This window comes from Paenibacillus pinisoli (assembly GCF_003605435.1).
In the GTDB taxonomy this organism is placed as follows: Bacteria; Bacillota; Bacilli; order Paenibacillales; family Paenibacillaceae; genus Pristimantibacillus; species Pristimantibacillus pinisoli.
On record NZ_QXQB01000002.1, the window covers coordinates 1,346,324 to 1,372,443 of the forward strand.

Annotated in this window: 24 protein-coding genes, 6 tRNA genes and 1 rRNA gene; 1 reads left to right on the plus strand and 30 read right to left on the minus strand. The window is 53.0% G+C overall.

Annotation, left to right across the window (positions count from 1 at the left end; genetic code table 11):
• Positions 1–102: 102 nt before the first annotated feature.
• The 15 genes from hisIE to D3P09_RS13395 all read right to left on the minus strand — a co-directional run bounded on the left by hisIE (position 103) and on the right by D3P09_RS13395 (position 14,317).
• Positions 103–780, minus strand: coding sequence for a bifunctional phosphoribosyl-AMP cyclohydrolase/phosphoribosyl-ATP diphosphatase HisIE (gene hisIE, locus D3P09_RS13325; protein WP_120110513.1), 678 nt, complete (start codon positions 778–780; stop codon positions 103–105).
• Positions 780–1,538 (minus strand): imidazole glycerol phosphate synthase subunit HisF, encoded by a 759-nt coding sequence (gene hisF, locus D3P09_RS13330; protein WP_120110515.1) that lies wholly within the window; start codon positions 1,536–1,538, stop codon positions 780–782. Before hisF ends, hisIE begins: the two co-directional genes overlap by 1 nt.
• A 21-nt stretch (positions 1,539–1,559) precedes the next feature.
• Complete coding sequence (gene hisH / locus D3P09_RS13335; RefSeq protein WP_120110519.1) at positions 1,560–2,192, minus strand: imidazole glycerol phosphate synthase subunit HisH; 633 nt, start codon at positions 2,190–2,192, stop codon at positions 1,560–1,562.
• Position 2,193: 1 nt separating this feature from the next.
• Positions 2,194–2,793, minus strand: coding sequence for an imidazoleglycerol-phosphate dehydratase HisB (hisB, locus tag D3P09_RS13340; protein ID WP_120110521.1), 600 nt, complete (start codon positions 2,791–2,793; stop codon positions 2,194–2,196).
• A gap of 53 nt (positions 2,794–2,846) precedes the next feature.
• Positions 2,847–4,139 (minus strand): histidinol dehydrogenase, encoded by a 1,293-nt coding sequence (gene hisD / locus D3P09_RS13345; RefSeq protein ID WP_120110524.1) that lies wholly within the window; start codon positions 4,137–4,139, stop codon positions 2,847–2,849.
• 120 nt (positions 4,140–4,259) lie between these two features.
• Positions 4,260–4,904 (minus strand): ATP phosphoribosyltransferase, encoded by a 645-nt coding sequence (gene hisG, locus D3P09_RS13350; protein WP_120110527.1) that lies wholly within the window; start codon positions 4,902–4,904, stop codon positions 4,260–4,262.
• Complete coding sequence (locus tag D3P09_RS13355; RefSeq protein WP_120110530.1) at positions 4,901–6,127, minus strand: ATP phosphoribosyltransferase regulatory subunit; 1,227 nt, start codon at positions 6,125–6,127, stop codon at positions 4,901–4,903. The genes hisG and D3P09_RS13355 overlap by 4 nt, the downstream gene beginning before the upstream one ends.
• A 347-nt stretch (positions 6,128–6,474) precedes the next feature.
• Complete coding sequence (locus D3P09_RS13360; protein ID WP_207892480.1) at positions 6,475–6,975, minus strand: acyltransferase; 501 nt, start codon at positions 6,973–6,975, stop codon at positions 6,475–6,477.
• Positions 6,962–7,630: a pyrophosphatase PpaX gene (gene ppaX, locus D3P09_RS13365; RefSeq protein WP_120110535.1), complete on the minus strand. Its 669-nt coding sequence runs from the start codon at positions 7,628–7,630 to the stop codon at positions 6,962–6,964. The genes D3P09_RS13360 and ppaX overlap by 14 nt, the downstream gene beginning before the upstream one ends.
• 54 nt (positions 7,631–7,684) lie before the next feature.
• Positions 7,685–8,689: a prolipoprotein diacylglyceryl transferase gene (gene lgt / locus D3P09_RS13370; RefSeq protein ID WP_120110537.1), complete on the minus strand. Its 1,005-nt coding sequence runs from the start codon at positions 8,687–8,689 to the stop codon at positions 7,685–7,687.
• 63 nt (positions 8,690–8,752) lie between these two features.
• Positions 8,753–9,691 (minus strand): HPr(Ser) kinase/phosphatase, encoded by a 939-nt coding sequence (gene hprK / locus D3P09_RS13375; RefSeq protein ID WP_120110539.1) that lies wholly within the window; start codon positions 9,689–9,691, stop codon positions 8,753–8,755.
• Between the two features lie 127 nt (positions 9,692–9,818).
• Complete coding sequence (locus D3P09_RS13380) at positions 9,819–11,312, minus strand: DUF4179 domain-containing protein (RefSeq protein WP_120110542.1); 1,494 nt, start codon at positions 11,310–11,312, stop codon at positions 9,819–9,821.
• Entirely contained in the window at positions 11,275–11,877 is a 603-nt protein-coding gene (locus D3P09_RS13385) for a sigma-70 family RNA polymerase sigma factor (RefSeq protein ID WP_243644129.1), read from the minus strand. The genes D3P09_RS13380 and D3P09_RS13385 overlap by 38 nt, the downstream gene beginning before the upstream one ends.
• 92 nt (positions 11,878–11,969) lie before the next feature.
• Entirely contained in the window at positions 11,970–13,091 is a 1,122-nt protein-coding gene (locus D3P09_RS13390) for an ABC transporter ATP-binding protein (protein WP_120110545.1), read from the minus strand.
• Between the two features lie 89 nt (positions 13,092–13,180).
• Entirely contained in the window at positions 13,181–14,317 is a 1,137-nt protein-coding gene (locus D3P09_RS13395) for a PucR family transcriptional regulator (protein WP_120110547.1), read from the minus strand.
• A gap of 197 nt (positions 14,318–14,514) precedes the next feature.
• Between D3P09_RS13395 and ssuE the strand changes: the two genes are divergently transcribed.
• Entirely contained in the window at positions 14,515–15,078 is a 564-nt protein-coding gene (gene ssuE, locus D3P09_RS13400; protein ID WP_120110549.1) for an NADPH-dependent FMN reductase, read from the plus strand.
• 98 nt (positions 15,079–15,176) lie between these two features.
• Here the strand turns inward: ssuE and D3P09_RS13405 are convergent, their stop codons facing one another.
• The 15 genes from D3P09_RS13405 to D3P09_RS13475 all read right to left on the minus strand — a co-directional run.
• Positions 15,177–17,414 (minus strand): DUF4434 domain-containing protein, encoded by a 2,238-nt coding sequence (locus D3P09_RS13405; RefSeq protein ID WP_120110552.1) that lies wholly within the window; start codon positions 17,412–17,414, stop codon positions 15,177–15,179.
• Positions 17,415–17,535: 121 nt separating this feature from the next.
• Positions 17,536–18,465, minus strand: a complete 930-nt coding sequence (locus tag D3P09_RS13410) for an ROK family protein (RefSeq protein WP_120110556.1) — start codon at positions 18,463–18,465, stop codon at positions 17,536–17,538.
• Between the two features lie 5 nt (positions 18,466–18,470).
• Entirely contained in the window at positions 18,471–19,181 is a 711-nt protein-coding gene (locus D3P09_RS13415; protein ID WP_120110559.1) for an N-acetylmannosamine-6-phosphate 2-epimerase, read from the minus strand.
• Between the two features lie 29 nt (positions 19,182–19,210).
• The gene (locus D3P09_RS13420; protein WP_120110561.1) at positions 19,211–20,041 is read right to left on the minus strand and encodes a carbohydrate ABC transporter permease; all 831 of its coding nucleotides are present in this window, start codon (positions 20,039–20,041) and stop codon (positions 19,211–19,213) included.
• A 1-nt stretch (position 20,042) separates the two neighbouring features.
• Positions 20,043–20,939, minus strand: a complete 897-nt coding sequence (locus D3P09_RS13425; protein ID WP_120110563.1) for a carbohydrate ABC transporter permease — start codon at positions 20,937–20,939, stop codon at positions 20,043–20,045.
• Between the two features lie 93 nt (positions 20,940–21,032).
• Positions 21,033–22,349: an ABC transporter substrate-binding protein gene (locus D3P09_RS13430; protein WP_120110565.1), complete on the minus strand. Its 1,317-nt coding sequence runs from the start codon at positions 22,347–22,349 to the stop codon at positions 21,033–21,035.
• 172 nt (positions 22,350–22,521) lie between these two features.
• Complete coding sequence (locus D3P09_RS13435) at positions 22,522–24,066, minus strand: DUF4127 family protein (protein WP_120110568.1); 1,545 nt, start codon at positions 24,064–24,066, stop codon at positions 22,522–22,524.
• A 112-nt stretch (positions 24,067–24,178) separates the two neighbouring features.
• Positions 24,179–25,048, minus strand: coding sequence for a MurR/RpiR family transcriptional regulator (locus tag D3P09_RS13440; protein ID WP_120110571.1), 870 nt, complete (start codon positions 25,046–25,048; stop codon positions 24,179–24,181).
• A 179-nt stretch (positions 25,049–25,227) separates the two neighbouring features.
• Positions 25,228–25,303: transfer RNA gene (locus D3P09_RS13445), tRNA-Lys, on the minus strand.
• A 12-nt stretch (positions 25,304–25,315) separates the two neighbouring features.
• A tRNA-Tyr gene (locus D3P09_RS13450) sits at positions 25,316–25,399 on the minus strand.
• Positions 25,400–25,417: 18 nt separating this feature from the next.
• Positions 25,418–25,493 (minus strand) — tRNA-Phe (locus D3P09_RS13455).
• A 17-nt stretch (positions 25,494–25,510) separates the two neighbouring features.
• Positions 25,511–25,587: transfer RNA gene (locus D3P09_RS13460), tRNA-Asp, on the minus strand.
• Positions 25,588–25,598: 11 nt separating this feature from the next.
• Positions 25,599–25,674, minus strand: a tRNA-Val gene (locus tag D3P09_RS13465).
• Positions 25,675–25,677: 3 nt separating this feature from the next.
• Positions 25,678–25,754 (minus strand) — tRNA-Met (locus D3P09_RS13470).
• A gap of 239 nt (positions 25,755–25,993) precedes the next feature.
• Positions 25,994–26,120 (minus strand): 23S ribosomal RNA (locus D3P09_RS13475); the annotation flags it as partial.

Genomic DNA, 26,120 nt, shown 5'->3' on the forward strand with positions numbered 1-26,120 from the left:
TTAAAACTTCGATCATTCTTACTTGTCCTATTATACATTGATTTACCGATAATTCAAAAAGGTATTGCTACTATTTTTCGACAAAGTCATGACTTCCGATATTTACCGCATCTTATTCGTAGTCGGCTTGCCGTGGCGATTCTCCAGCTCGGACATAATGTCGTCAAGCGGAAGACCCCTTTCACGGAGCAGCACCATGAGATGGAAGAGCAAGTCGCCAGCTTCGCTGCGGAGCTCATCGTTATCCTTGTTCTTGGCCGCGATGATCACTTCGGCGGACTCTTCTCCGACTTTTTTCAGAATTTTGTCGACGCCTTTGTCGAAGAGATACGTCGTATATGTGCCGGACGGACGCTCTGCATGTCGCTGTGCGATGACGTTCTCCAGACGGCCCAGAATTCCGAATCGGTCCCCATTAGCCTCTTCCGTTTCTCCAGCCTCTTCACCCTGAACCGCAATCGGATTGAAAAAGCAGCTGTAGCTGCCGGTATGGCAAGCCGGTCCATGCTGATTCACGCGTACAAGCAATGTATCGCCGTCGCAGTCATAGGCCATGGAGATAATCTCTTGAGTATGTCCGCTAGTCGCTCCTTTATTCCACAGCTCGCCTCGCGAGCGGCTCCAGAACCATGTTGTGCCCGATTCAATCGAACGCTGCAGCGACTCCCGGTTCATATAAGCGAGCATTAGCACTTCCTTGCTCTGCGCATCCTGCACAACAGCCGGCACGAGACCGTCCGCATCCCACTTAATCTGATCCTGTATCTCTACTGTACCCATTATCTGACCTCGACTCCCTTCTTGCGCAAATCATCTTTCACTTCTTGTATCGTCATTTCCTTGTAGTGGAAAATCGTAGCCGCCAAAGCCGCGTCTGCGCGCGCTTCCTCGAACACTTCGTGGAAGTGGGCGATCCGGCCTGCCCCCCCGGATGCGATAACCGGAATGCCGACGGAGTCCGATACCGCCGCTGTCAGCTTGATATCGAAGCCGTCTTTCGTGCCGTCCGCGTCCATGCTTGTCAGCAGCAGCTCGCCCGCGCCTAGCTTCTCAGCCTCGCGGGCCCACTCCAGCGCGCGAATGCCTGTCGCCTGGCGTCCGCCATGCGTATAAACTTCCCATTCGCCCCACTCCGGATTGAACTTGGCGTCGATGGCCACGACGATGCACTGCGAGCCGAAACGGCGCGCGCCGTCGGATACAAGCGATTTATTTTTAATGGCGGCGGTGTTAATGCCGATCTTGTCCGCTCCTGCGCGAAGCAATCTGGTCATGTCATCGACATGCGAGATGCCTCCGCCTACCGTGAAAGGAATCGTAATCTCTCCCGCCGTACGCTTCACGACCTCGATCATAGTCGCTCTGCCCTCTACAGACGCCGAAATGTCCAAAAAGACCAGCTCATCCGCACCCTCGCGGTCATACGTCGCCGCAAGCTCCACCGGATCTCCCGCATCGCGCAGATTGACGAAGTTGACGCCTTTGACGACGCGGCCGTCCTTCACATCCAGACAAGGAATAATTCGTTTTGCCAGCATGCTCTCTCTCCCCTCTCCCTATCAGACCGTAGCTGCTTGCGGCTTGCCGCTTCCCGTCAAGGCAAGGAAGTTGCCCAGCAAAGCCATACCCAGATCTCCGCTCTTCTCCGGGTGAAATTGCATGCCGTATACACTGCCGCGTCCTACAATCGCGGTTACCGGTCCATAATAATCTGTCGTGGCCAGCAAGTCGGATGCTAAGCCCGGCTTCGCATGGAAGGAATGTACGAAATAGACATGGCCTTCCTCAAGCCCTTGGAATAAAGGAGAGCCTCCTTGCAGGAAGCTCAGCTTGTTCCAGCCCATATGCGGAATTTTGAAGTCGCCGCTGAACCGGATAACCTCGCCCGGCAGCAAGCCGAGACCTTCGTTTTGGCCGTATTCCTCGCTCTGGCTGAACAGCAGCTGCATGCCAAGGCAGATACCCAGAATCGGCTTGCCCGAAGCCGCGTAAAACTTCACAACTTCATCCAGTCCCGTATTGCGCAGGTTCTGCATCGCGTCGCCGAAAGCGCCTACGCCCGGCAGGATCGCGCCGTCCGCCTCCACGATCTGCTGCGGATCGGCCGTCACAACCGCCTCATAGCCAAGACGCTCCACAGCTTTGCTTACGCTGTGGAGATTCCCCATGCCGTAATCGATAATCGCGATCATCTTACAGCATTCCCTTCGTCGAAGGGACTCCTTGCACGCGAGGATCAATGGCGGTCGCCTCGTCAAGCGCTCTGCCCAGAGCCTTGAATATGGCTTCGACCATGTGATGCGTATTTTGGCCGTAGTGCACAATAACATGCAGCGTAATGCGGGCTTCCAGCGCAAGCTTCCATAGGAACTCATGGACCAGCTCGGTAGAGAAGCTGCCTACCTGGGAAGAAGGATATTGCGCGCGGTATTCAAAATGCGGACGGTTGCTTACGTCAACAACAACCTGCGCAAGCGCCTCGTCCATCGGAACGAACACGCTGGCATAACGCTTGATGCCGCGTTTGTCACCCAGTGCCTCGCGAAATGTTTGTCCAAGGCAAATGCCGATATCCTCCACTGTGTGATGGTCATCGATATCGATATCACCCTTCGCATCGACAGTCAGATCGAATTGTCCGTGCTTGGCGAACAGGTCGAGCATGTGGTTCAGGAATGGGACATCCGTCTCCAAGTTGACCTGCCCTGTGCCGTCTACCGCAAATTTAAGCGAAATATCCGTTTCATTCGTCTTCCGTGAGACCGAAGCCTCGCGCACCGCTTGTTCTGTCATTGTAACTCCTACCTCCATCTATAGATTCCTGCTATCAATTACTGTTTCGCAAACTACTTCGAGCCGTTCTCCTTATCCAGACGAACCTGAATCGCTCTGGCGTGGCCTTCGAGACCTTCATGGCGGGCCAGCGTCATGATGCTGTCGCCGTTCTTCATCAGAGCTTCCTTGCTATAGTAGATCAGGCTGGATTTCTTCATATAGTCATCCACATTGACCGGCGACGAGAAACGGGCAGTTCCGTTCGTCGGGATAATGTGGTTCGGTCCTGCAAAATAATCGCCCACAGGCTCGGAGCTGTACGGCCCAAGGAAGATTGCGCCCGCATTCTCGATCAGCGCCAGCAACCGCATCGGCTCTTCCGTCAGCACCTCCAGATGCTCTGGAGCAAGCTGGTTCACAACATCGATGCCTGCTTCAATAGAATCGACCAGCAGGACCGCGCCGTATTGATCGATCGAGCTTCTGGCGATATCTTGCCGCGGCAGCGTCGACAGCTGACGCTCAACTTCGCCCGCGACCGCTTGCGCCAGTTTCTCCGAAGGCGTCACCAAGATCGACGAGGCCATCTCGTCATGCTCAGCCTGGGACAGCAGATCCGCTGCGATATAGACCGGATCGGCGGAATCATCCGCCAAGACGACGATCTCGCTTGGACCGGCAATGCTGTCGATATCGACTGCGCCGAATACCGCTCGCTTCGCCAGCGCCACGTAGATGTTGCCCGGACCGCAAATCTTATCCACCGGCGCAATCGTGTCTGTACCGTAAGCAAGCGCCGCAATAGCCTGAGCGCCGCCTACGCGGTACAGCTCCTTCACGCCCGCTTCGGCTGCCGCGACCAGAATATACGGATCGATCCCTTCCTTGCCGCCTGTAGCCGGCGGCGTCACCATGACGATCTCCGGCACGCCAGCTACTTGAGCCGGAATGACGTTCATCAGCACGGACGAAGGGTATGCCGCTTTGCCGCCCGGCACATACACGCCGACACGCTTCAGCGGGCGCATAATTTGGCCCAGCATCGTGCCGTCCGGCTGGAGATCCATCCATGAGTTGCGCAATTGCTTCTCATGGAACTTGCGGATATTGACCGCCGCTTCGCGCAATGCCGTCAGGAAAGCAGCATCAACACGGTCATAGGCCGCATCGATCTCTTCTTGCGCAACACGCAGCGCAGACGCATCCAGCTTCACCTTGTCATGCTGCTCCGTGTAGCGCAGCAGGGCTGCATCGCCTTCCGCCTTCACATCAGCCACAATGCGCAGCGCACTTTCATTTTGCTCCGGCGTTCCGTATTCCACCTCACGCTTTAATCCGAATTGCTCCGCACGCATAATACGCATCATCCAACACTCCTCTCCCTGCGCTTTGGTGCCGCGCATCCTGCTCTATGTCCATAATGCCGACTCAGCCCGCCTGAGCCGCACGGGATGTATTCGGCTGCAATTTGTTTGATCCTGCTCCTAGAAATTCTTGGTTGCGATTGTATCTTGCAATCTGTCGCACAGGCTCTGAATGCTGTCGTTCTTCATCCGGTAGCTCACGCGATTGGCAATCAGACGGCTCGTAATGCCGAAGATGGTCTCCATCTCTACAAGCCCGTTCTCCCGCAGCGTCTGGCCCGTCTCGACCATATCGACAATGCGGTCCGCCAAGCCGATCAGCGGAGCAAGCTCAATAGACCCGTTCAGCTTAATCACTTCTACTTGCTGACCTTGCTCGCGGAAGTAGGCGGATGCGACGCTAGGATATTTGGTAGCCACACGCGGCTGAATGGTTGGCTTCCAGTCCGGCAGCCCGATTACGGACATCCGGCACTTCGCAATGCCCAGATCCAGAAGCTCATAGACATCCTTGTCTTCTTCCATCAGAACGTCCTTGCCGACAATGCCGATATCGGCCACGCCGTATTCGACGAAAGTCGGTACGTCCACCGGCTTCGCCATAATAAATTCCATCTTCGCTTCCGGCTGCTCAATAATCAGCTTCCGCGTATCGTCAAAGTCGCCCGGAATCGAAATGCCCGCTTCACGGAACAACTTGAGCGCTTGCTTGTATATTCTGCCCTTCGGCATCGCAACTTTCAAGATTTCCTTCTCGCTGTTCATGTTGCGCTGCCTCCTTTCGTCACTTGGCCTGCCATATAGGTCTGCAGCGCCGTATAACGCAGCCCTTTATAGTGGAAGCTGCCCGCCTCAGCGGCCTTGTGCAGCTCATCCGAAGGCGAGTCCGCCCGCAGCGTTACCGCCAGGGCGCCTGCTCCGCGAAGACGCTGCGCCTCTGCCAGCGCATCGTCGCGCCCTGCAGCATCGTATACGATCAGCGTGCGCTCTTCTTCCTCATCGCTCTCCGCGCCCAGAAGCTCCAGCACTCTCGTTGTCTTAAGCGCAAAGCCAGTCGCCCCTGCCGGGCGCCCGAATTGCGCCAGCAGATTGTCATAACGGCCTCCGCTTACGACAGGGAAGCCGAGATCGGCAGCATATCCCTCGAAGGTCATGCCCGTATAATACGAGAAGTCGCCGATCATGGTCAGATCGATCAGGACATGCTCGCTGACACCGTAAGCCTTCAGCGCATCCCAGATCTCGCACAGATGGCTGATCGACGCCCTTGCCGTCTCGTCCGTGCAGAGCTCCAGCGCCTGTTCGCATACCTCTCCGCCGCCGCGCAGACGCAATATTCCCTCCAGCTCAGCGCGTACCGGCTCCTCCAATGACAGCTTCCGCAGTTGATCGCGGTAGCCGACATAATCCCGCCCAAGCAGGCAGGACTTCAGCAGCTCCTGCTCCTCCGTGCGGCCAGGCAGCGCCTCGCCGAGCAGACCGTTCAGGAAGCCGACATGGCCGATGGCGAACTTGAAACGTTCAACTCCAGCCGCTTTAAGCGACGCAATCGCCAGCGCGACGACCTCGGCATCCGCTTCCGCAGATGAATCTCCAACAAGCTCGACGCCTGTCTGGAAGAACTCGACCTCGCGTCCCGCTTCCTCTTCGATCGATCGGAACACATTGGAATGGTAAGACAGGCGCAGCGGGAAATCCGATTCCTTAAGCAGCGAAGAGACGACCCGAGCAATAGGGGACGTCATATCGGAGCGCAGAACCAGCGTCGTGCCGCGGTTATTAAGCAGCTTGTATAGTTTATGGTCGGATGTGGAGCTTGCCGCTCCCACCGTATCGTAATATTCCATCGTTGGCGTAATGATTTGTTCATAGCCCCAGCCGCGCATGCAGTCCAGCACTTCGCGCTCGATATGACGCAGCTTGCGAACCGCTTCCGGCAGATAGTCCTTGGCGCCGGTCGGCTTCTCGAACATCTTTGGTTTAGACATAACCGTTCTCCTTCATTAATGCTTTAATGATTTAAAGTGTTACCATACTACCAAAATAAAGATATTAGTGGTTATCGTAGCATGATTAACGCTCTCCCGTCAAGCTGTGAACGCCCCATTTTCGGCATAACAACCCAGCTTCTCCTAGTATCGGCAGAACGCTTCCTTATGAATAGATGAATCCTCTTCTTCTCATGAAAAAAGGACATCCTTCCACGTTCGCGACCAGCGCCTACCTGCGCCAGCCGCTCTGCATGAAGGACATCCCCGCTGTTGAATCAATCACTAACTCTATGGACAACCCGGTTCCCGTTCTCCTACATGGATAAACGACTTGCCTTGCTTGCTCAAGACTCCTTGGAGCCGGTGCGGCGCTCGATCGGCCTCATCGGATTGCCGCCGACAAAGGCATATGCCGGCACATCCTTATGAACTACCGAACCAGCGGCGATAACGGCATGGTCCCCGATCGTAACACCGGGAAGAATCGTCGTATTCGCGCCAATCATAACATGATCGCCAATATGTACATGGCCAAGCCGGTATTCCTTAATTAGATATTCATGAGTCAGAATCGTTGTGTTATACCCGATAATGGAATTGTTTCCGACAGTGATTCGCTCCGGGAAGAATACATCGACCATCACCATGAGGGCGAAGGCCGTATGCTTCCCCACCTTCATCCCTAGCACACGGCGGTAGATCCAGTTCTTCCAAGGCAGCACGGGGCAGTATCTGGCCAGTTGGATGAAGATGAAGTTCCGCACTGCCTTCACTCTGCTTACGGTTGAATAGACCTGCCACAAGGCGTTCGGCCCTTCAACGGGATAACGTTCAACGTCTCTCAAGCGTCCCCAGCTCCGATCCGGCGAAAGCATACAGCTCCCGCATATCGTCTATCACATACGACGCGCCGGCATCCCGTAGAATCTGGCCTCCCTTAAGCGACCATGCAACTCCGACGCCGATCGCTCCAGCAGCGACAGCGGACTGGATATCGACCGTGCTGTCCCCAACCATGATTGTCGAAGCAGGATCAGCTCCCAGCAATGCCATCGCCTTCTGGACCGGCTCCGGATGCGGCTTCGGATGCGTGACGTCATCGATCGTCACAATCGCATCAATGTAATCGTAGATGCCGACGAACTTCAGGCCCCGCTCCGTCGTCAGCCTCATCTTGGTCGTCACTACGCCGATCTGAACGCCTTCGCCATGCAGCTTCTCCAGCACCTCGTTCACATGCATGAATGTGGTGACCAGATCATCGTGAAGCCTCAGGTTCACTTCCCGATAAGCCTTCACGAGATGCTCCACATCGTCCAGCCCGGAGAACAGCTTCATCTGATCCGTGAGCGTCAGCCCCATGCTTGGGATGATATGATCCCTGCAGAAGTCCTCTGGAACATATCCCTTCAGCGACTCCAGGAAGGAGCGGATGATCAGCTCGTTCGTATCGAGAATCGTGCCGTCCAAATCGAATAGCATCGTGCGAATTCCATTCATGCTGACTTGCCTCCTAATATAACAATGCTGTCGTTCCTATCTTCTATTCAAAGCTTACTTTTTATCTTTGTCGCCGCCTGCTGCAGCGGCAATTTCTTCCCCTTCAGCCGTCAAGCCGTTGCGCTCAGGCTTCGTGCTCACAATCGGATCAGAGTAGCGCACATCCGCTTGACCTGTTACACGCCGTACAATAATAAAGATGATCGCCGCGATAATAAGCAGCAGCGCAAGCAATTGAGAGATGCGGATATTGCCGTAAGACGGATCCAGATACCCCTGATCGAACACTCCGCTGATTGGCGACCATAGGCCGTTGATCAGCGAGGCCAGCCAGCTTGGACCCATGAAGGCCAGGCTGTCGATGCGCAGTGCTTCAATAAAGAATCTGCCGATGGAATACCAGATGAAGTAAGCGGCTGTCAATTCGCCGACGCGCAGGAACTTCTGGCGGCGCAGGATGAACAGAATAGCCAGTCCCACCAAGCTCCAGAGCGATTCATACAAGAACGCCGGATGACGGTACGCACCTTCCTGGATAGCCTGGTCTACAATAAACATATGATTGACGATAAAGGACGGGATATGCAGCGTATTGCGAAGGAACTCTTCGCTGACCGGACCCCCGTAGGCTTCCTGGTTCATGAAGTTGCCCCAGCGGCCGATCATTTGCCCTACCAGGATCGACGGTACGGCAATGTCTGCGATTCTGAGGAAACGGTAGCCTTTATATCGCGCATAGATAATGCCGCAGATAAACGCGCCGATGATCGCCCCGTAGATGGCGATGCCGCCTTCCCATATTTTGAACATATCGAGCGGACGGTCCTTGTACTGGTCCCACGAGAACGCTACGTAATATATGCGCGCTGCAATAATCGCGGACGGCGCTCCAAGCAGCAGCAAATCCATGAAAAAGTCCGGCTTGATGCCGAATCTCTTTCCTTCCCGCACTGCAAGCAGAAGCCCCGCAAGCGCACCCAAACCCAAAATAAGTCCGTACCACCGGATCGACAAGCCGCCGATCTCGAATAGGACGGGATTAATCGCGAACGTATCCATTGGTTTGATCTACTCCCTCATTTCATATATTGGCGTAAGTGCGATGTTGTGTTCGTGCTCAGGTCAATCATAATCATCCATATCGTCAGCAATCGTCTCGGTGAGTTTGTTCGTGAACTGCAGGGCGGCATTGTAGCCCATCCGCTTCAATCGGAAGTTCATGGCGGCTACCTCAATAATAACGGCAAGGTTCCGCCCCGGACGAACCGGAATCGTAACGAGCGGGATGTCAGTATCAATGATACGCGTCACTTCCTCATCCAGACCCAGACGGTCATATTGCTTATCCTGCTGCCAGTTCTCCAGCTTGATGACAAGCCCGATCCGCTTCTGCGTGCGGACAGCGCCTGCTCCGAACAGCGTCATGACATTGATGATGCCCAGACCCCTGATTTCCAGCAAATGACGGATAAGCTCCGGCGCAGTGCCGTGCAGCTGACCATCGGAGGTTTGGCGAATCTCCACCGCATCGTCCGCAACGAGACGATGACTCCGCTTCACCAGCTCCAGAGCCGTCTCGCTCTTGCCGATGCCGCTGCCTCCTGTAATCAGCATGCCTACTCCGTACACATCGACGAGTACGCCGTGAATCGTTGCCGTAGGCGCGAGCTTATGCTCCAGGAAGTCCGTGATGCGGCTGGAGAGAATCGTAGTCGCCGTGTTGCTGCGCAGCACAGGCACCTGCGTCGCATTCGACTGCTCGATCAATTCCTTGGGCGCTTCGAGTCCGCGCGTCAGAATGATACATGGCGTGTCCTCATTGCAAAGGCGCACCATGCGGTTCTTCCTCTCTTCGCTGTCCAGCATGTTGAGGAACGAAATTTCAGTTCGTCCAAGCAGCTGCACCCGCTCACTCGGGAAGTAGTGGAAGTAGCCTGCCATCTCCAGCCCCGGTCGGTATAAGTCATCTACAGTAATATTACGTTTAAGTCCGTCCTCGCCGGCTACTATCTCCAGCTGGAACTGCCGGACGAGCTCTGATACTTTCACTTTTTTCGGCACGGTGTGGACCCCCTTCATCTGCGCGAACAAGCATGATCTGTCCGTATGTACATCAATTTTTCCAATGTCTTCATCGTAATGCAAAAAGACGCCGAACGCAACGTTTCCGCCGCGCGGCGCCTTTCCTTTATTTGATTAGAACGGATAAATCCTGAAGGACATATCCATAATATTGGTCCACATCCAAAGTCAGCGGCTGAGCATAATCCTCATTAGGAATATGGAAGTAATAATGGCCGGTTTCTTCCTCGCTTATCCGTATGGATACGTAATTCTGCCCCAGTGTATCCCCGTATTCGATCGGGTAAGCCTTGCCCGAAGCGTCCCGGAACGTTCCTCCGTATTGAAACAGCCTATATCCGCCATAGCTGGCTCCCTCTATAGGTGTGTTCAGCCGCATATCAAACCGAAGATCAATTCCGTCCTTCCGCATATTGGCCTCTCCCAGGGACAATCTTTCATCAGGTGCGCTGATCAACAGCTTTTGGTCTGTATCAATGACTACTTTCAAGTCACGGTCGTTCATCATCAACCCTCTGGCCGTCAACGTGAGCGACTTCACCTTCTCGAATGCGCCAATCTGGAAGTGCCTTCTGAGCGAACCCTCCAGATCGCCCATCCCGCTCTGTGTAGCATAGCTTCGCCCGCGATCATCAACCAATCGCAAATCGATGAAATCGACAAGGCGCTTCTGATTGGCGGGGTCTCCCTCAAAGTCCACCGTAACCTGAAGCGGCGTAATCTTTTGGCCAGCTATCTCAATCGTCTGATTCAAATCAAATGTTTCTTCCAGCTCGGCAAATTTCTCATGATTAATAGCTACCTGTACCTCAAGCCATTCCTCACCCAGCTTCATCATGACGTCAAGCTCTCTCGGAATCGTCTCTCCCGGCTGCATGCGAATATCGAGATAATCCTGCACGATGCCCTCCTTTTGAGTCGCCTCCCGGAAGAAATGAGAGCTCATTGACATTGCTTGGAGATCCGCTCCGCTGCCATCCTTCAACTTGTATGGCAGAAAAGTTGTATTCTCTTCCGTAATCCCCGGCCCCTCTGCTGTATACAGAACAACGACCCTCTGTGAGTCTGCGATCACGCCATTAACCGTAAAGGTGTAGCCGTTCCTCTCATCGGATTGGTTCACGAGCTGGAAGTATTCATGGTTCAATGCATTCATTAGGGACCGGTCATACGACACTAACTCAACAAATCGCCCAAACCCCGGAATTTCCTTCACGATTGCAGCAAAAGCTGGCGAGATTCTTACGAAGGCTGTCAGCGTCAGCATCAGGCAAATCGCCAATGCGACCATCTGAAAGCCGATTCGTGTCCTCCGGGCAGTGACACTGCGTCTCCTTCCCTTCCTATGTCCATCGCGCAAAGCAAATTCCAGCCGGTCTGCAATGTCGGCTTCTAGACTTAACGCCATCTCTCTATCGGCCTGTGAACGGTCCTGCTCCAAGCTGTTCAATAGCTGCGCCATGTCCGGGTCATGCTGCAGCTCCTCATTGAAATGATCTCTCTCCGTCATGCTGTGGCTGTCACCCTTGGATTCATCCCGTCCATCCTTAGGCCAATCCTCCCTAACGTCTTCCCCAGCCTTCTTCGGCGACTCGCTCATGCCCGGCCCCCTCCTTCCCTAGCTCCATCTCCAGCCGCAATAGCTTCAGCGCCTTGTGCAGCCAAGTGCGTATTGTCCCGTCGGGCTTCTCCAGCAGCTCTGCAATCTCCATCACGGTCATATCCCGATAATATTTCAGTACGACAACCATCCGATAACGCGGCGGCAGCTTCGCAAGCTGCTCTGCCATGCCTAGCCGTTCCAGCGTTCTGTCCGAAGCCACAAGCCTATCCAAATTCGCATCTGGAGAAGGCAGCTCCCGCTTCCGCTTCTTGCGTTCATCCATACATACATTTATTAAGATGCGAATCATCCATGTTGCAAAATAACGCGGCTCCCTAATGCTCCGCCGTTTCATCCAGACTCTGCATACCGTCTCCTGCACCGCTTCCAGCGCATCGGACTCATTGCGCATATAAGCGTAGGCAATGCCGTACATCTTGTCCCTCTCTGTCTCTATCCGCTTAAGCAACGCATCATCGTCCTTGCGCAGATCGTCTTCGCTCTGTGCATCACGCTCCATATCTTCCCCCCGCTCTTGCCTTGCTGCCGTCCTTGTATGCATTAGACGGTTCAACCCTCCAAACGGTTTTCCCCTCCGGAAAATTAAAAAAGAGCCCCCGGAATGAACCGGGGACTCCTTGTTATAATCAGTTATTAGTTCTCGAAGATGTTCAGTTCTGTCTCTTTGTCGAACAGGTGAACCTTGTTCATGTCCAGAGCCAGCTTCACGCTTGCGCCATCGCGGATAGCGGAACGGCCGTCAACGCGTGCAATTACAGTGTCGGAACCGATACCGTTCAGGTACAGGTACATTTCGTGACCAAGGTTCTCAGCAACCTCTACGTTCGCGTTCACGATCGAGTTAGGGGAAGCTTCCAGGAACACAGGCTCTTCATGGATGTCCTCAGGACGTACGCCCATGATGACTTCTTTGCCGATGTAGCCTTTGGAACGAAGCGTAGCCGCTTTGCCTTCAGGTACAGCAACGTCAACGCCTGGAGCTTTGAAGCGAACAGCGCCGCTTTGCTCAGACAGTGTGCCCGAAATGAAGTTCATGGATGGAGCTCCGATGAAACCTGCTACGAAGATGTTCTTCGGATTGTTGTACAGTTGCTCCGGAGAATCTGTTTGTTGAATGAAGCCGTCTTTCATAACAACGATGCGATCGCCCATTGTCATGGCTTCAATCTGGTCATGCGTTACGTAGATTGTAGTAGTTTCCAGACGTTTAGTCAGTTTGCTGATTTCCGCGCGCATTTGGCCGCGAAGCTTAGCATCAAGGTTGGAAAGCGGTTCGTCCATCAAGAATACTTGTGGCTCACGAACGATCGCACGGCCCAAGGCAACGCGCTGACGCTGACCGCCGGAAAGAGCTTTCGGCTTACGGTCGAGCAAATGCTCGATATCAAGAATTTTAGCAGCTTCACGAACACGCTTGTCGATGTCTGCTTTTTTGAATTTACGAAGTTTCAGACCGAATGCCATGTTTTGGTACACGTTCATGTGCGGATACAGGGCATAGGATTGGAATACCATCGCGATGTCGCGATCTTTAGGAGCTACGTCGTTCACAAGACGGTCGCCGATGAACAATTTACCTTCCGAGATTTCTTCAAGACCCGCGATCATACGAAGAGTCGTCGATTTACCGCAACCGGATGGTCCGACCAATACGAGGAATTCTTTGTCCTGGATGTCTAGGTTTACATCGGTTACAGATGCTTTGTCCGAACCCGGATATTTTTTGTAAATGCCTTCTAAGCGTACGCCTGCCATGATCAATTTCCCCCTAAAAAAGAATTTCGATATGCATCTATCTTATCCCACGGGAAGACAGATGACTATGCACATACCTTACAAAAAATTTAATTCCTTTTCGTAACTTTGTACAATAGCAAAATGATCTTCACAAGTACGGCGTCGCGGAATTGGCGAACATCAAGTCCAGTCTCTTGCTTCAGCTTGTCCAGCCGATAGAGCAGCGTATTGCGGTGAATATACAGCTTCTTGGCCGTCTCGCTGACATTGCAGTCAAGCGAGAAGAAGGTATCCAGCGTGCTGAGCATCTCCGCTTCCACGAACAGATCGGCGCGCTTCAGCGACTGCTCCAGATACTTGGACCGGTTAGATTCCGGTATCGCATTAAGCAATCTCTCAAGCTGGAGCATCCACGGCAGATGGATGTTGGTTCCGACATGGAACTTGCGGCCCAGGTGGATCGTCTCCCGCATCGTAATGGCGGCCTCAACCATGCCTTTCGCCGGCGACACCGGATGCGTCACGGCCAGATGGCACTCGCCCAGCCATTCGCTGGCTAGCATCTCGTGCAGGCCGATGGCAATGGAGGCAAGACTGTCCTCCAGCGTCTCTTCCTCCGCAAGCTCATGCATATCCGAGTCCTCATCCTTCAGCAGCGACATCGGGCCCCAGATGAGCCACTCTCTGCTCTTCAGCGGGATAAGCAATATATCGTCGGAGAGGAAGGAACGCAGCAGCTTCTCCAGCTCCGGATAGACATCCTGCTTGACGCTCGACTGTTCGGCTACGAGCAGGAACGGAATCATATCGTGGTACAGCCGGCTGCCTACGGTCAGGTGATCGGGCAGCGAATAGACGGGCTCTTCGGCTTCCAGCTGCTTCTGAAGCCATTCTCCAAGCTTGAATGCCAGCTTCTCGGATTCCGATGCGCCTTGGTCGCCGGCTTTTAGCCCGATGGATGCATGATTCAGCGACCAGCTGATCAAATCCTTGTCCTTCGCTTCCAGATCGCGCGCGTCCATCTCCAGGACGGTCAGCCCCTTCTGGCCCGGTTCTGCGATCATCCATAACTTGCCTTCATGCTCGATCCATGCTCCCGCCTTCAAACCGCCGTCCGTGTACGGCTCCGAGCATGCCTCAGCTCCTTCGGCGGCAGCCTTCCATTCCGACGGTTTCACCGTCAAGACCGCAAGCGGCCTGTTCATAATACGTTCCAGAGGCTTTACCCATTCATATGTGCTCATCCCAGTTCCACTCCCATGAAAAAAAGCGCTCTTTTTCGTCAATTTTATCATATCATTCTGCTTAATTCAGCCTATCCCGCCGTTTGACCGTTTCGACCGTTCATGGTACGCTTTTACAGATAAAACATATCGGATAAGACTACTATAACTGCGTACTCTTACGTATACGTGCTTACTATAAAGGAGATGCATATTTCATGTCCAACTCTATTGTAATCATATCGGGCAGCCCCAACGCAACGTCGCGCCTGAATGGAATCGTTGATTTCATTAGAAGAGAGCTCGATCAGAAGGGCTATCCTTCCAAGCAAATCACCGTAGTTACATTGCCGGCTGAAGACCTTGTCCATTCCCGCTTCGGCAGCCCCGCCATCGTAGAAGCGAATAGGCTGGTAGAGGAAGCCTCTGCCGTTATTATCGCCAGCCCGGTATACAAAGCTTCTTATACAGGGGTTCTGAAGTCGTATCTCGATTTGCTCCCGCAGAAGGGGCTCGAAGGCAAGCTGGTGCTCCCGCTCTTCATTGGCGGCACGCTCGCCCATCTATTGTCTATCGATTATTCCCTCAAGCCAGTACTGGCATCCATGGGCGCCCGCCACTTCATCCGCGGCGTATATGCGACGGACAATCAAGTGGAACGCATTCAAGACGGAAGCAGCGAGACGAAGTTCGAGATTAATGAAGAGCTGGCCGAACGGCTGCAAGCCTCGGCCCAAGAGCTCATTGACGAATTGTCCTTGCGCAGCCGCGTCAGCCAGTAATAGAAAGAAGCTGCCCACGAGTCATGCAGGCTCATGGGCAGCTTCTTTTTTATTGCCGTTGCTTCATCATTAATCATTCGTATGATTTCTTCCTTGCCTTAGTTGCGAACTTGAATTTCGTCAATAAAGGTCCATGCGCTGCTTGCCGGCTGCACTTCCACTTTCACATAACGCCCCGACACGCCGGACAGACCGGCCATCCGGTACTTCTTCGTCTGGTCGGAGCTGCTGACCGCAGGCTTCTCTACAGACCCGACATCCGAAAAGCTGATATTGTCCGTCGAGACAGAGAAGCGGACCTCCTTCGGCAGCAGCACATAGACGGATTTCACCTGCAGGAAGCTGGCATTCAACTCGCCGATTGTGCGCACTTGACCCAAATCAATAACAAAGCTGTACGGATTGGCTGTATTGCGCCCTTGCCATGCTCCGTCCACGTATGCAGCCGAGCCGTTCACGCCATTGGTCAGCTCCGTGCCTCCGGAATCTGGATAAGCCGAATCCGCAGGCATGGAAGCGGTATACGACTTGCCTGCCGACCAAATATTCGGGTAGGTCGTTCCCACCGGAGTCGCAACGGATACAGCCGCTGTCAAAGGCGACAGGTTGCCTGCCGCATCGAATGCGCGAACCGCATACGTATAGGTTGTGCCCGGCGTAAGCTGCTTGTCGATAAAGCTTGCAGCCGCCGTATAGCTGGCATGGACAAGCTCGCCATTGCGGTAAATCTGATAGCCCACCACTCCCGTATTATCTGCCGAGCTGCTCCAATTCAAGCTTACTGTCATCGAATCGGCCGCCGCAGCCGTCAATCCCGATGGCGTGGATGGAGCTGACGAATCCATAATACCGGTAGCTGCATAATCGGCATAAGTCTGATAATAGAGCGGATTAACCGTCTGCGGACTCATGTAATGGTTGAAGCTGAAGCTTGTGTAATGGCTCACATAAGGCTCCACTGCCAGCATATTGTCAAGCATCAGCCTCATGTCCATCGGCCTGAAGTCCATATTGAACGTCTCGGTGTCGGCCCACAACTCCGTGCCCGGGCTTGAAGCGGCAATCGCATTCTGTGTCGCTGCGAACCATCCCGCGAGATCGGATGTCACTGCATGCCCTGCTCCGATACCGTCCTGCAGCGCAATAATATCAATATCTGTACGGCTCAGAATGTAGCTCCACATCGTCTGCCAGCCGGACGGATTCAGTCCGCCGGATACGTTGTAGAACGGCGATATCATAATTGGCAGCCCTGGCGATACCGTATGGGCTACCGTAGTTACATCATTGTAGAAATTCGCCATCCGCTGCCATGACGCAGCATCGGGCATGTTCCAATTATCTACCTCGAAGCTTAAATACCAGCCCTTGAAGGAGTCGTAGCTGCCGTATTGAGCCCACAGGTCCTCGATCAATTCGCCCGCAATACCCGCTTCTTCATCCAGCCACGCCACATTATTCGTATAATTGGCGAACCATTCATGATTGAGCTGAAGGCCGATATAGATATCGAATCCATACTCCTCGCCCATCTGCAGCGCTTTGGCGACCACATCCTGCGACGTCTCTTGCGTCAGCCCGGATATAGTCGTCGGATAGACAGCTGTGCCGAACTCCGTATTCGCCGACCATTGCAGAATAAGATGATCCATGCCTACATCCTTCATGTACTGAAACTCGTCTTCCCACTGCGCATGGCTCCACTGGTCGCCTAGCTCCGGTTGGAGGAACGAACCGTTTAATATCAACGCGTTGGAAGGTGCGGGCTCCGCTTCAAGCACTCTCCATTCATCGACGAAGGACCAGCTGCCCGGCGTGCCGTTTACGGTCATTTTCACATACCGCGCCGTGGCAGGCGCGGCGGAATCACACCGATACGTAAGGCGAACAATATCGCTGCCCGCTCCCTGCTGGCCTACCGAGCAAGCCGGCTGGAATGCGGCATTATCCGCAGAATAGCTGTACTCCACGCTGGTTGGAGCCGGAATGCCGCCTCCCGCGTATTTGAAAAACCCGGCTTCAAACCGCTGGAATGTCTGAGCCGCTCCCAGATCAACCGTGAAGGAGTAGCCCCCCGGCGTCAGTCTTCCTTGCCAGGCGGCATCTGCAAGCAGCGGCGCTGCGGTATTGCCGTCAGTCAGCTCCATCCCTCCGCTGTCCGGATAGGATGCATTGGCAGGCATGCTGGCCGTGTAGCTTTTCCCGGCGATCAAGTTCGCGCCTGATGCGCCTGCCCTCTCCGTCCCGAGAGGTTGAAACCATGCCAAAACCATCATTAAGCATAATACTTTGATCAACTGGACCCTGGTACTTCGCAACCATAATTCCTTTTTCATGAATCGATCTCTCCTTTGAATGAGGATGGTTCGATCCAGCTAGAAAATCCGGATGTCTATATCATGAAGCCAGTGCTGATTCTCAGGCATAGATCCGTACGATGGTATACGAGCTTGCAGGTTAGCGCTTCAAAGCGGCCAGCGCTGCCCCGATGACACCGGCATGTCCCCCGAGTTGAGCTGCGGCGAGGACCACAGGCACAGGCTGCTGGTATACAGGCATGACTTGCCGATTCAGCAAAGTCTGAATGCGCTCAAGCAGGAATTCGCCTTGGCCGGCCACGATGGCTCCGCCCAGCACAATCGCAGGCGGATTGTAGATATGAATCAGACTGGTCAAGCCAGCCGCCACATATTCGCAATATTGATTCACGATGGACAGCGCCTGAATCCCGCCCTCTCTCGCAGATTGGAACAGTGCCTCCGGTTCCTCCCAAGGCCCTTCTTCCCACTGCTCGCGGGCCAGCCTCTTCAGTCCCGTAACGGAAGCGTAGGCTTCCCAGCAGCCCCGGTTGCCGCAGCTGCACTCGCGGCCGTCTATAGAGATCACCATATGGCCGAATTCGCCGGCATATCCCTCTCTTCCCCCATAGACGCGGCTATCGCTAATCAAGCAGCCGCCTACTCCGGTACCGAGCGCGACGCACAGAAAGTCGCTCCATTCCCGGCCGGCTCCAAGCCATGCTTCGCCCATAGCGATCATGTTCACGTCATTGTCGACCACGACAGGCAGCCCGGTCTCCCGGCCGACTCTCTCTCCGAGCGGCATGCCAGCCCAGCCTGGAAGCGTCGCGGTAGCGCCTCTGACCGTGCCGCTTGCGCGCTGAACCTGGCCTGCGGTGCCGATTCCGACGCTATCCAGCCCAATGCCAAGGCTGGCGGTGGCTTCAAGAGCTTGCGCTGCTATAGCCGACAGCTTGTTCAGCAATTCGTCTGGTCCGCGCTCTGATTCGGTAGGCACAAGTCCTTCCAGCAGCACCTTGCCGTCTTCTGCGGCGATGCCCCATTTGATATTCGTGCCCCCAAGGTCTATCCCTAAGGCGGATCGCATCGGCGTCATTCCTTTCCTACGAGCTCGGCTCTCTGCGTAAGCCCGTCTACGAATTTCTTCGTAATCGCCTCTGGCCGCGTAATAGCGCTGCCGATAACGACAGCGTGAGCTCCCAGCAGCAGGCATTGATAAGCCTGCTCCGGCGACTGGATTCTCCCTTCAGCGAATACGGGGATGGAAGTCTTGCGCGATAACTTGGCTACCAGATCGAAGTCCGGTTCCTTCTGTTGAGGTGAATATTCCGTATAGCCTGATAGAGTAGTAGAGATGATATCGAACCCCATCGCTTCCGCTTGCAGGCCTTCCTCTGCCGTGGAGACATCCGCCATCAGCAAGCATTGCGGATAGCTTGCCCGCAGCAGTGCGACAATATCAGAGAGGCTTTCCCCTCCCGGCCTGCGGCGGGAAGTAGCGTCAATCGCGATGATATCCGCCCCCGCTTCCGCGACGGCAGCCGCTTCCGTTACCGTTGGGGTAATGTACACCTGCGAATCCTCGTAGCGCGCCTTCCAAATGCCGATGACAGGAAGCGATAGAGTTCCCTTAATCGCTGCAATATCTGCCGGAGAGTTGGCGCGAATGCCGACTGCTCCGCCTTCCCGCGCGGCGACAGCCAGCTTCGCCATCGTATCGGAGCCGAACAACGGCTCCCCTGCGTATGCTTGACAGGAGACGATCAACCCGCCACTCAGAGCTTGTATTAGGTCCTTTTTCATATATGTTACACTCCTTACGTACGGAAACATCAGCCTTTGATTCCTGTCAAAGTAATACCTTCAATGAATTGCTTCTGTGCAAAAAAGAACATGATAATCAGCGGCAGCGTGAACAGCGCAGACGCCGCCATCAGCAGCCCCCATTCGGTGTAATGCTCGGCCAGGAACGCTTGCAGGCCCAGCGTCAACGTATACATATCCGCCTTGTTCAGATAGAGCAGCGGCCCCATAAAGTCGGACCATGTGTACAAGAATGTGAATATGGCTACCGCAGCAAGAGCCGGACGGCAAAGCGGAAGAATCATCGTGACATAGATGCGGGACTCGGACGCCCCGTCAATACGTGCCGCCTGGATGATAGCATCCGGGATGGACATAAAAAATTGTCTGAGCAAAAAGATATAAAGCGGCGCGCCTGTAAAAGTCGGAATAATAAGCGGCCAGTAGCTGCCGGTCAGCCCCATATCCTTGAAGATCATATAGATCGGGATCATCGTAACCTGGAACGGCAGCAGCATCGTCGCAATGACGATCGGGAAGATCCATTTGCGCCCGCTCCATTCAATCTTCGTAATGGAATACGCCACGAGCGGCGCCGCGAACAGCTGGCCTACGACACTCGCCAGAGTAACCAGCAGCGTATTGAGGAAATACCTCGCGAACGGAATAATGTCGAATACGTCCTTATAATTGCTCCAATGAAACACTTCAGGCCATATCGTCAGCGGAAAAGTCGAGATTTCCTCCAGCGACTTCAGCGACGTCAACAGCATCCAGGCGAACGGCGCCAGGAAGGCGATGCCAACCAGCACGAGAAGCGTATGGACCGGAAGACTTTTTCTAAGTTTGATTGACCTCATCTTATTCGCCTCCGTATGTGACCCATTTTTTCGACGAACGGAAGATGAGCCATGTAATGATGCCAGCTATGATGAACAATATCCATGCCATAGCGGAAGCTTTACCCATTTTGAAATAAATAAAGGCATTGTGGTACAAGTACATCGCATACATCAAAAGCGAATTCTCAGGACCGCCGCTGCCCGGCATATTGAGCGCACTGCTGGATACGACGAAATAAGCTTGGGTGAAATACTGCAAATTGTTGATAACCTGCATAATGAGCTGGAACAGTATAATTGGCGAGATCGTCGGTATCGTAATGCTCCAGAATTGACGCCACTTATTGGCTCCGTCGATCTGGGACGATTCATACAGCGATTGCGGAACCTCCTGCAAGGACGCCAGGAAGATAATCATCACATTCCCGGAAGCCCACAATCCCATCAACACGAGCGAGAATTTACTGAGACCCGGATCGGCAAGCCAGTTGGGTCCGGAGATTCCGACCATGCGAAGCATGTCGTTCAGCAATCCGTATTGCGGGTTCAGAATCCACATCCACAGCAGCGAGGTCGCTGCGAGCGGCACAATCGTCGGGATATAATACACAGTACGGTAGATCGACAATCCTCTGATCTTCGTATTCAGCAGCAGCGCGATCAATAAGGAGAAGAACAGGTTAATCGGCGTGCTGACGGCGGTTAGATACAGGGTGTTTTTCACACTCTTCCAGAACAGATCGTCTCCCATCAGCTCGGTATAATTGGCGAACCCTATGAATTCCGGCGATTGGAAAATATTGAAGCTAGTAAAGCTGTAATAGAATGATGCCAATAGCGGATACAGCGTAAAAGCGAGAAAGCCCAACAGCCAGGGACTGGCGAACGCTAATCCGATCCAAGTTTTTTTCTTCATGGTTGCTCCCCCTGAAGTCTGCTTACCCTCATAAATTCTGTACCGCTTCGCCACTCGGGCGAAGCGGTACACATGAACGACGTCATAGTTTATTTATTTCAATAAATTTGCTGACTTGTCTTTCATCGTCTTCAGCGCTTCGTCAGCCGTCTTCTTGAAGTTGACGGCCAGCTCGAATTCATCCGTAATGACCTTGCCGTAAGAGCCTTGCTCCCCGAAGGTCGGGAACGCCTTGAGATTCGGGTTTTTCGCTGCTTCCGCGAATGCTTGGAAGTCCGGAATATCTTGCAGCGCCGGATCATCGTATGCCGAAGTTCTGGCCGGCAAGTTGGCGAACTTGTCATTGAATTTAACCATATTTTCCTTTGCCATCAGCCAGCTCATGAATGCCCATGCGCCGTCTTTGTTCTTCGCATTGCTTGGGATAAAGAATGTCGATGCGCTCACTTCGCCGCCGCCTGCAAGCTCAGGCTTGCCAGCTGGCGCCGGATATGGAGCTACTCCGTAGTCGATATCCTTCTTCAGCACGTTTTTGACCGTATGGCCGAACCATGGCCCGTCGAAGCGGATCGCTTGATTGCCTTGGATGAACGGATCCGTTGCGTCCAAATATTTGGCAGAAGAGTTGAACTTCAGTATATTGTCAGCCCCGAATTGCTTGCGGTATGCCTGCATCAGCTCGATGCCTTTCTTCATGCCTTCGTTGTCAGGAGTAAGCGTCTTGCCGTCCTCGGAGATGAAGTCACCGCCCATGGCGAAAGCCATGCTGTTCGTATAGTACACGTTCGGGAAGTCCGGGAAGCCCATTACTTTGATCGTGCCGTCGGCATTCGTCTCCGTCAGCTTAATCGCATATTCCAGCAGCTCTTCTTCTGTCTGTGGCGGAGCGTCATAGCCCGCTGCTGCGAGAAGCGATTTGTTGTAGAACATCATATTGAAGTTCACGTTGATCGGAAGCGCATACAGTTTGCCGTCATAACGGCCGGAATCCAGTGCTGCCGGCACGAAATCGGAGACATCGTAGTTATCGCGCTCAATGTATGTGTCTAGCGGTTCCAGCATCCCTTTCTCTACATAAGAAGCGGTATTGTTGCTAAAGTTGTCCGTCACGTCCGGTCCTTCGCCGCTGGAGATCGCAACGATAATTTTTTGCATATCCGGTACAGACAAGCCTTTCACTTCATATTGGTCCTGGCTTGCATTGAACTCGGAGATCAGTTCCTCTACATACTCTCCTTCAACGCCGCCCCATAGATACCAGAAGCTAACCTCCGTCTTCTTGCCCGATGAGCCGCTATTGCCTTTGTCCGTGCTGGAAGGGCTGCCGCCATTATTGCCATTCCCGCAAGCGACAAGCGCAGCGGTCAGGATCAATGCAAGCGTCGTTGTGACCCATTTTCTCTTCAACATAATTCGCTCAATCCCCCTAAGTATGAAGTAATGATGAAGTTCCTGGAGCTATTATACCTCCGGGCGAGCTTAATTGTAAAGGATATTTCCTTTTTTATTTATTATAAAGGAGGAATACTCCAAAATTATCGTTGTTCACTCCTTTTTGTTCTGAAATAACGCTTCGCCTGATCTACTGGGCCTCTAGCCGGAAGCCAATCTCGAACATCCGCTTCCAAGGCGTAGATATCTCAGATATCGTCAGCGTTCCATCATAAGGGATATATTCATTCGTGAACTGCTGCAAATGCTCTTCAATCAGCCCGTTCACCTTATCCTGCACATGCTCAATGTGAAAGTAGGATGCCTTCAGCACCGGCAGCAGTTGATCGGTTATATGCTGGCGGACGACCGCCTGATAGCCCCAATCCTCAATAAGCCGATAATAATAGTACATGCGGCTGGCCGCTTCCTTCTGCGGATCTGGCTGCGCCTGCACGCGATTGTAAGCCGTGATGATCGCATGAGAGATGACGGTGCCCAGTGCATTGCCGGACGTATTCCAGGCTGCATAACCATCAAGCTTATCCAATAAGCCTTTTTTCGCAAGCAGCTTCATTAGAGTGTCATCCCCCCCGTTGCATAGCGCAACATCGCCCAGCACGATTACTTTCCCTTGTTTGGCATAGCGCTCCATGCTGCTAACAAATTCACGCATATTTACTTCGGAGAAGTAAGAGTGATGGCGCGCATCATAGCTGTCAGTTGTCTCAGCAACGGAGACGCCGCTTGCAGCCGGTGCATGAACCATTAAATAAATATCCGGAACTTCAAATCCATCCGCCGCATAAGCTCCAGAAGCTGTGATATGATGCTTAATGCTTTCATTCAAGCTGCGGTCCTCATACTTGGGCACAATGGTTGGGCCAAGCGTGGAGGAATACCGTACGTGAATGAGAGGTTCATATTGATGAAGCTCGCAAAATATCCGGCTGAACATCGTACAGCCGATTTCGTCTGCGCCGGGGTATACCGCGATCCGGTCCAACAGATTGCGCTCTTGGATCAGATGTACAAGGCTTCGCTGCTCTGAAGAGGTGTAGCCATATAGCGAATTGTCATCTAGCGGCACAACGAGATAATCGATAATCCCATCGTCAACGAGCGATACGGAAAGCTGGTTCATTTCCTTGTTGACAGCACGTCTGCCCAAAAAATCCTCGAAAATTGCGTGCGGGACCGTTCCTTCGATTGAGGTTAACTGTTCCACTTCAGCCTCATTCAATCCGTCACGCTTGCGCTTATCCCCTAGCCAGCCGAATTCATACAGCTCTCTGCCGTAATGGGCATAATAATCCGGCTCTTCCTCGCTGCTTGAATAAGCAGGCGCTCTCGTAATGAGATGGAAAGCATAGAGTTTAAGAGAAGGATTAGCCGATTTAATCTCCCGCAATATATTGAGGCGCCTCTCCAGCTCTGTCTGATCAAGGTGATGCAGCCTGGAAGGAACAATTCCGCCATATAGCAGCATATCGATGCTAATTAACGCATAATCCGCATCTGCCGATTCCTGAAGCAGCCACCGGGCAACGGCTTCTGTATTCGCAGGCTGCTTCTTATCCCCAAGCACTGTCCGGCTTGGCACCGCCATTCGCAGATCCGTCATGCCTGCCAAATATAACGGATAATCATAATTGCATGGTCTTTCGTCCAAAGGTACGTACACGATCTTGTTCATAAGATGCGCTCACTCCTGTTCGTTAATAAAAAATCCATACGCCCAAAGGTACGTATGGATAATTTCTTCATATTCATATTATAGTACGGAGAATTACTCCATTTCAATCATTTTAATAAATTTTATGGACAACAGCCATGGAGGTTTTCTCCAACGCGTCATACGCCTTCGTCCGGTAACGAATTGCCGTAGCCGTCGACAGAATATCCAAGACATGAATTTGCGACAGCTTGGAGGAGAATGCGCCGCCCTGCAGAGGAGTTTCCCGAGATTTGGAGAGCAGCACCACATCTGCGTATTGGGTCAATGGCGAGCGAAGATGGCTAGTCAGACATATGAAAAACACGGACTTCTGCTTTGCTATCTTTACAGCATCAACAATATCCTTGGTGCTGCCGGAAGTTGATACGGCAAACAGAACATCGCCCTCTTCCATCAGAATCGCGTTCATCGCCATAATATGCGGATCGGTCACGACCTCTGTATTATATCCTAATCGCATAAAACGGTATTTTCCGTCCATAGCCGTATTGGCTGACGAGCCCACTCCGAAGAAGTAGAGCTTCTTGGATGTGCCGATCGCCTCGATCGCTTTCTCCATTTGCTCCATATCAAGCAGATTCAGCGTATTTTCAATCGATTTTGTATTCTCTGCGGTTATTTTAGCCGCGATATCATGCAGATTATCCGATTCATCAATCTGACTATGCACGTTCTTGATGGGCACGACCAGATCTTGGGCCAAGGCCAGCTTGAATTCCTGGTAGCCCTTGAAACCGATCTTGCGGCATAAACGCAATACCGAGGTTTCTCCCACTCCAGCCATCTCAGCCAGGTCTGTTAAGGTCACATAGACGACCGCCTCCGGGTCTTTCCGAATAACGTCCGCGATTTTCTTCTCTGTCTTGGTCAGCGATTCGTAGATGCTGGATATCACTAATAAGGTATTGGCACCTTCGGAGAAACCTTTAAGCTTGGACATTGCATACACTCCTCAAGTTGAAGAAATATTCCACTTTATAAAATAATAATAGACTTTCACTCCATAAGTTTCAAGTACAAACCATCTCCAAATAAAAAAGCCCCTAACAAGGGGCTTAAAAACAAAAAAAGAGCCTTCGCTCTCTCTGCTTGTTTGCTTCTACAGTTTTTTAAAAAAACTGGTGAGCCATGTAGGACTCGAACCTACGACACCCTGATTAAAAGTCAGGTGCTCTACCAACTGAGCTAATGGCTCTCAAGATGAAAGTGGTGGAGGATGATGGATTTGAACCACCGAACCCGAAGGAAGAGATTTACAGTCTCCCGCGTTTGGCCACTTCGCTAATCCTCCGCATTGTGAGAGAATAAGTGGTGGCTCGGGACGGAATCGAACCGCCGACACGAGGATTTTCAGTCCTCTGCTCTACCGACTGAGCTACCGAGCCTAACCTTATTAAAAAAATGGCGGAGCTGACGGGATTCGAACCCGCGGTCTCCTGCGTGACAGGCAGGCATGTTAGGCCTCTACACCACAGCTCCAGGATTAAATATGGTGGAGGATGACGGGATCGAACCGCCGACCCTCTGCTTGTAAGGCAGATGCTCTCCCAGCTGAGCTAATCCTCCATATGGTAGCGGCGAAGGGGATCGAACCCCCGACCTCACGGGTATGAACCGTACGCTCTAGCCAGCTGAGCTACACCGCCACATGTCCCCGAAATTGTCGCTTGCAGCGCTCGGGGTCGCTTGCAAGGTCAGGCAATGGCATAGCCAAATGCCATGTGCAACTGTTCTCCTACTGATGAAGCTTGTCCACCAGAGGATGAGAATTGCGCCCTGAAAACTGGATACGAAAGTAATATTGAATGTTCCTTAGCGTGCTCGCCAAGTTCCAGGCTCACCTAAGCATATGCTTACGATGTCAGCCTTTCCTTCGGAAAGCTTGTAGGATAAGCCCTCGACCGATTAGTATTCGTCAGCTCCACACATTGCTGTGCTTCCACCCCGAACCTATCAACCTCGTCGTCTTCAAGGGGTCTTACTAATTGGGAAATCTCATCTTGAGGGGGGCT